This window comes from Syntrophales bacterium, assembly GCA_030655775.1.
In the GTDB taxonomy this organism is placed as follows: Bacteria; Desulfobacterota; Syntrophia; order Syntrophales; family JADFWA01; genus JAUSPI01.
Map to the genome: position 1 here is coordinate 1 of JAUSPI010000045.1, position 6,082 is coordinate 6,082.

Consider the following 6,082-nt stretch of genomic DNA (forward strand, 5'->3'; position numbering starts at 1 on the left):
TGAAGGGACTTTTCGGGGCAAGGGCAACTGTCTCAGTCGCGGATGTGTTGTGAGTAGGAATCATGCCATCACCCGCTAAGAATAAAGAGTTGGGACTATCTACAGTTATGCATTTTGTAGGAATCCCTTCTATTTCTTCTATGAAAACGATTCTATAACGACAAGATTGTTTTTCGTTTTTCTTCCTGCCTGTTATTTGGCGTTCTAACTTATATTTTAATTTGAATACAGGCATATATGCGGTAAAGTAAAAATGATTTATCCCATCTTTATCTTGATTATAATTTCCTTTTAGTCCTAACGTATACAATAATTCTGAAAAATCAGATGCCAACTGGTTACTTTTGCTCGCAAATCTTACCTGATGCCCGCTTCTACAAGAACCATCCCCATCCATTAGTCCCCTTAAAAGTTCCAGTCTTTGCATATGGGAGGCTCTTAAATAATCAGTGGGGATATGTTTATTATTCAAAAGTCCATAATTAACAAAATATTTACGAATTCCCCTCATATAAAGACCATATGTTTCGGTTTCTTTGCACGCAATCCTTTTAGGACTAAGGATACAACCATCGGCAACTAAATATCCAGCCAACTCATCAACCGTTTTCTTGTGGGCGAAAATTTCAGTGTATCTTGAATTGCCATCCGATAACCATAACCCAAGCACATACGGAGGAATCTTCAATTCCTTTTCAGGTAAATCCAAGGGTTCTGTTAATGAGATAGAGTCGTTATCAATATCAATATCTCTTGTTTGTATTACTTTTCCGCATTCTGAACCACGGTTTACCGTCCAAAGATGGTCTGCACTTGCCACGACAAAGGAACCGTTACTAAACATGACCTTATAAGATTTTTCCTTGTTTAATGTCGGACTTTCGCCGATCACCTTACAGGGTTTACCCTTCTCATCAAAGACAGAATCTCCAATATGTATATTTTCTAAAGTATCCCACCCGTTGGGTGTGCATATCATTGTTTTTATTGATAAATCCGCCCAGTAATTGTACATCTCCTGCGGCCCCTTCGCCCCCCTTGCCAGAGACAAATAATATTTCTTCCCTTCAACTACGATTTCATCACCGAGAACCGGAATAATTGGAATGTACTTACCTGCCCAGTCAGCTTTTTCCAGGACTTCCGCCCCGTTCATCCTGCACCACTTTACCTGATGGGCCTGCTCGGTTCTTTCCTGTACAATAGTAAACCCTTTTGCCTCAATATCTTCTTTAGTGACTTCCCCGCCCAGTTCAATGACCTCTCTGGTTGACAACTGCACTAATTTTTTCTCAACGGGTTCCTTATAAAAATATTCAACTACCCTGACCTTGTCCTTATATAACCAGTCCCCGAATAAAGACTTCTTCCCCTCAAAATCGGTTACAGCAGCTTTCGGATAGAGTTTCTTGAACTCTTTTTTATCAACTAATTCCTCGATAAAACCATATTTCGCATCCTCAAACGTAAATTCTACCGCTGATGGGTCAAGCCGTACCGATAACGGATTTAAAATTCTCTTAATGTAAATGTCCTGGTCAAAACTGTTCTCGCCAAATTGTGTAATAAGCCTGAAATACCCTACTGAACACGAAACGGCGTGCATATACCCTGTATCGTAGGCAATTTCGGCCGAACTCAGATATTCAATCTGCCTGATTAACCCACTATACAGTTCAGCCATTTGAACGTCGCCCTTGTCGTCTACCGGAATGACTTTCACACGTGGACGGTTCTGCTGTAAATCCCCCCTCAACTGCCGGACAAACTTCTGTAACTTGTTTACAGTGGTAACAGGCCTGCCATCCCTTTCCCTGGCGGCTCGTATTTGAGGTGGCCATTGCCCCTCGTCAATATCATAAACAAATTTAAGGTCGTTCGATGCTTCTTTGTAGACGTCGTCCCATCCTTCACAGGCAATCTTGTAACGTTCTTTTGCCAGATCGAGTATATCTTTGTCTTCCTTTTTCATTAATTCCCCATATTTATAGCCAAACAACTTTTCCCAATTTTATTCGAGGCTATTATTGCAGTCATGTTTTTTTCTCTTATTGTCTTTAATGCCCTTTCTTGCCATTCATAAGGCTCAAAGAAAAATGTTAAATGAGCGTTCCTGAAGTTCTCAAGCCTCTCCTCTAACCTGGAACCTACCACCGTGCCGGCCTATTTATTGGAATATATTTTTCACCTTCCCATCTTCCAGCTGGCATCCCTTTTTTGTAATATTTTGATTCTATAGAAAATGTAGGATGTCCTGGTAATTTGAAAGTGTCTGGTAAATGTCCTCCATTATTAAAAGATGCAAAGTTTCCTTTAGTGTCAGTCCTATTTATGCCTGCACGAAAAGCTCCAAGTAAATCATAATGTTGTGCTGGATTAAATGGGTCTCTATCTCCATTCTTTTCTAACCATGCGTTAAATGCCTCAACTTCTTCCTTTTTTGGCAGGGATAACTCTATCCCATCCATTATAATAAATGTGTTCCCTTGTTCTGGCATTGCTATCCCTTCACAAACTTAGCCTTTTTCTTAGACACCTTCGCCTCAATAAACCCATCCCCCAACTTCCTCTTGCGATACGCTTCCTTGTTTTTCATTATTTCCCCATCCATCCACCCTGAGAATACACCTGCTGTGCCGGTAATGGCTTCACATGATAATGTTCGTAGCGTGTGCCAGTAAGAGTGTAACGATATGCATTTTCACACATATGATCATACCCGTCCTTCGCTGGTTTACCGTCGTCATCAAATACCCATCTCTGAACTTCAAATAAAAACCTTTCACAAGTATCAAAAACATACATCGTCGGCATCCGGTTCACGCCTTTCAACCATGTCTGCAAATTCTTTATCCCTGAATCCTTGTCCTTTGACGCAACAAATAACGTAACCCCATGTTCAGATAATTTATCGCTCAATATCGAAAACGTGTCCCTGGCATTTGTCCCAATGCGATTACGCATATAACTAAGGTCTCCCTTTGATAACGGATCAATATAGGCTTCCGTAATATTCCACCCACCTTTAATTTTACGAACAATGTCATCTCCTATTTCCTCCGCTGATAGGTTCTTCCATGTCTCCCCTATACAGTAATTAACGTCCTGCCGGTTCACTGTCCAGTACGAAATGGCCTGCGGGACGCTTAAATGGAAATCTATCATCACGGTCACCGGCCAGTCAGTCGGTACATCAAATGGCTCAATTTTGTGAACATTAAAATCAAACTCCTTCAAAACCCTACCTACAAGCGATTTAAACTGCCCAAATATTCTCGGTGCCACGTCCGCCGGGTCGATGTCCTTTATAAACTTCAATATCTTTAAATTGGAAATAAGCTCGTCTGAAACCAATCCCTCAAGAAACCTTTCAGCCCTCGCACCTTTATCACTCACCGGCAGTTCCTTCTCCACGTCATCGTATAAAAGCAAATCAAAAAACTTCCCCAACTGCTCCTCACTCAAATCCTTCAAAACATCACAATCACTCTTATATAGATCAGGATTGTCCGTTATCTTCAACCCGTCAACTATCCCCACGTCCTTACGGCCGCTCAAAACTATCTCATCCAGTATCCAGGCTTCCTTAATCGGCGTCAACGACAATACAGTCTTGCCCTGATCCAATAACAACCCCCTTGACATCGCCATGTACTTCGACTTCGGAGGCGGTTCATCCATTACCACTCCCTGTGCCCTGAACGATTCAAACAAATCGTCGTCCTGGGAATAGCTCATTAATGTCAATGTAGAACCGTTGTTCCACTTCCAAAAATATTCCACGCCCTGCTCGTTCTTCTTCGGCAAATACCAACCCGCCGGTGCCCATTTCTTTATTTCCGGTATCAAAACACGACCTATATGCAACTTCCAGTCCTCACCGGTTAATATCAAATCCACCGGAGGCTTTATCCCCAACGACGACTCCCGATACCATACACCTCCCCGCTCAACTCCCCCACCCTCCTCAACATAACTCCACGGCTCATATCCTAATAACCATGAGATCAACACGTTTATCGCAAGTGCCGATTTTCCTATCTTATTGCTGGAAATTATCGCAGTTGTGTTCTTGTCACATATTACCTCCAATGCCCTTGCCTGCCAGGGATACGGCTCAAAAAAGAAAATGGCGTGATTCTTCCTGAATGCCTCTATACGTTCAGCTGATTCCATAGTCCTTTTAAAAAAAGAAGTATAATGAGGGTATATAATACACACTGCCTTCCAGAGAATTGACCGTGACCCCCCCCCTCTAAAGGTTCCTGTCCTTCTTAGGCTTTAGGCTGCCCTGTGTCTGTCCAAATCTCTGCGCACCTTACTACGCTCAAGCATCAACTCCCTGTGTGACCTGCTAACGGCAGCCATGCAAGCGGAGCGGCTACTCTCTGTGCCTGGATATACATTGTCGTCATCCCAGTTCTTATTACGCCTCTTGAATCCCGGCTCAGACAAATCGTAACCCGGTGAATCCCAGATATCCTTACTCTTGTTTCTCAATGGTCTTGACTTGATCGCATCGGGGATCTGGTCAACCGTCTTGATGATTGTCCCGCTAACTGTTACAGGGACATCTTGTCCCGTTTGTCCCGTTAATGTCCCGCTAACAGGGACACTTTGTCCCGTTAATGTCCCGGTTAATGTCCCGTTTGCCCCGGTTACATTCCGTTGTGCTGCCTTCTTGCACTTCTCGCTACAATACTTCGCATCACTTCTCTTGCCTCGTAAATCCGTCCCACATACGACACATATTGCCATAATTACACCTACCTACACCCTTCCCCGGCGATAGTTTTCGCCTTTACGGCCCCGTTCTGTGCGCCTTCCCGCAGGGCCTTAATGTCCGCATGAATCGAGATATTTTCTGTGCTTTCGCCGCGTTCCAGGCGCTCTTTATCATACATAATGCCTATTGCCGTGGCTTTCTGGAGCAGGCTGGCCTTTTTGATATCTAAGGGGCTAACACTGTTGATTATTTTGCCCTGTATGATTGCAAAAACATCCGCTCTATTTTTTTTATAATCTCTTAGAGTTGTTATACCTGCTCTTTTCAATCTCATAGTAACGTTGGAAGCACTGCATCCGGTAACTTTGCCAATCTGTGCGTGAGAGAGTTTTTTCTTGTATAGTTCTATGAGTGTTTCTAACGGTATGTTCTTCGGGCCTCTGCCGGTTTTCGGTTCGGGTAGGTTGGTCCAATCTATTTCTTGGCTTTGAGGGTTCATCTTTTTACGCCTCTGCTTTGGTTTCTTGATCTTTCATTTACAGGCAGATATTGGTTAGAGTTTGTCTATCGTTCTGCCTTCATTGTTGAGCACATAAACCGGACAATCAGCGAAAACTTGCGACGGCTCCAGCTGGTTTTTATTTAGAAAACAAAGCTCAACACGCTTATCTTCACTTGGTTCTTCCATGTAATCAAGCACACCGGATCGTGAAGCAATTTTTTCGCCGACCCTTAAATACCTGTATTCTAACGAATCAACCTCATCAAACATGTACCAACTATCGTTGCTTTGAAATTTAATTATCATCTGCCTGCCTCCTTATCTGTCTATTTATCTACCTGTCTATTATCACATTATAAAGCCACTTATTTTAATTGCAAGAACTATTTTCATTTATTTTACATTTACTATCATGATATTAAATAGTTACGCAAGTGGCGGAGAAAAGACTTGACAGCTGATTTATTTTACGATTTATTTTATTTTTTACCGCCTGTAATATCAAGGGTTTACGGAGAATCGTACATTGGCTGCTTGCTTCTGTTTATTATTATGATACTCTTAACCCAAAAAGGGGAGGAAGAAAGATGAAAACAAGAGTATGTCAAGATTGTGGTGCAGAATCGACCTTGTTTTTTGGTTTCGCAAGCGGTTGCCGCTACAATGGTGGCAGCCACCGAACAATCGTTGAAAGTGAATCTACTGAGGCATCAGAACGTGCCAAGCTCCGAGCGGCATACAGTTGCTGTATGGGCTATGATCGCGCGAATTTCCAGAAGCATGCGCCTCAGTGGATGAAGGAGCTGCTCGCTTAATCTCTTCACTCTGCCCTTGAATCTCAAGGGTAGAACTGA

At 42.7% G+C, this 6,082-nt stretch carries 7 protein-coding genes; all 7 read right to left on the reverse strand.

Features of this window, described 5'->3' with window-relative positions:
* The coding region (locus tag Q7J27_02555) for a portal protein (GenBank protein MDO9528021.1) at nucleotides 1–1,972 on the reverse strand (1,972 nt) is incomplete at its 3' end.
* The gene (locus tag Q7J27_02560) at nucleotides 1,972–2,154 is read right to left on the reverse strand and encodes a hypothetical protein (GenBank protein ID MDO9528022.1); all 183 of its coding nucleotides are present in this window, start codon (nucleotides 2,152–2,154) and stop codon (nucleotides 1,972–1,974) included. The genes Q7J27_02555 and Q7J27_02560, both read right to left, overlap by 1 nt.
* Nucleotides 2,148–2,498 (reverse strand): hypothetical protein, encoded by a 351-nt coding sequence (locus Q7J27_02565; GenBank protein MDO9528023.1) that lies wholly within the window; start codon nucleotides 2,496–2,498, stop codon nucleotides 2,148–2,150. The genes Q7J27_02560 and Q7J27_02565 overlap by 7 nt, the downstream gene beginning before the upstream one ends.
* Nucleotides 2,499–2,595: 97 nt before the next feature.
* Nucleotides 2,596–4,176 (reverse strand): hypothetical protein, encoded by a 1,581-nt coding sequence (locus tag Q7J27_02570; GenBank protein ID MDO9528024.1) that lies wholly within the window; start codon nucleotides 4,174–4,176, stop codon nucleotides 2,596–2,598.
* Nucleotides 4,177–4,281: 105 nt separating this feature from the next.
* Nucleotides 4,282–4,758, reverse strand: a complete 477-nt coding sequence (locus Q7J27_02575; GenBank protein ID MDO9528025.1) for a hypothetical protein — start codon at nucleotides 4,756–4,758, stop codon at nucleotides 4,282–4,284.
* Nucleotides 4,759–4,766: 8 nt separating this feature from the next.
* On the reverse strand, nucleotides 4,767–5,225 hold the full coding sequence (locus Q7J27_02580; GenBank protein ID MDO9528026.1) for a hypothetical protein: 459 nt from the start codon (nucleotides 5,223–5,225) through the stop codon (nucleotides 4,767–4,769).
* Nucleotides 5,226–5,279: 54 nt separating this feature from the next.
* On the reverse strand, nucleotides 5,280–5,534 hold the full coding sequence (locus tag Q7J27_02585) for a hypothetical protein (GenBank protein MDO9528027.1): 255 nt from the start codon (nucleotides 5,532–5,534) through the stop codon (nucleotides 5,280–5,282).
* Nucleotides 5,535–6,082 lie beyond the last annotated feature (548 nt).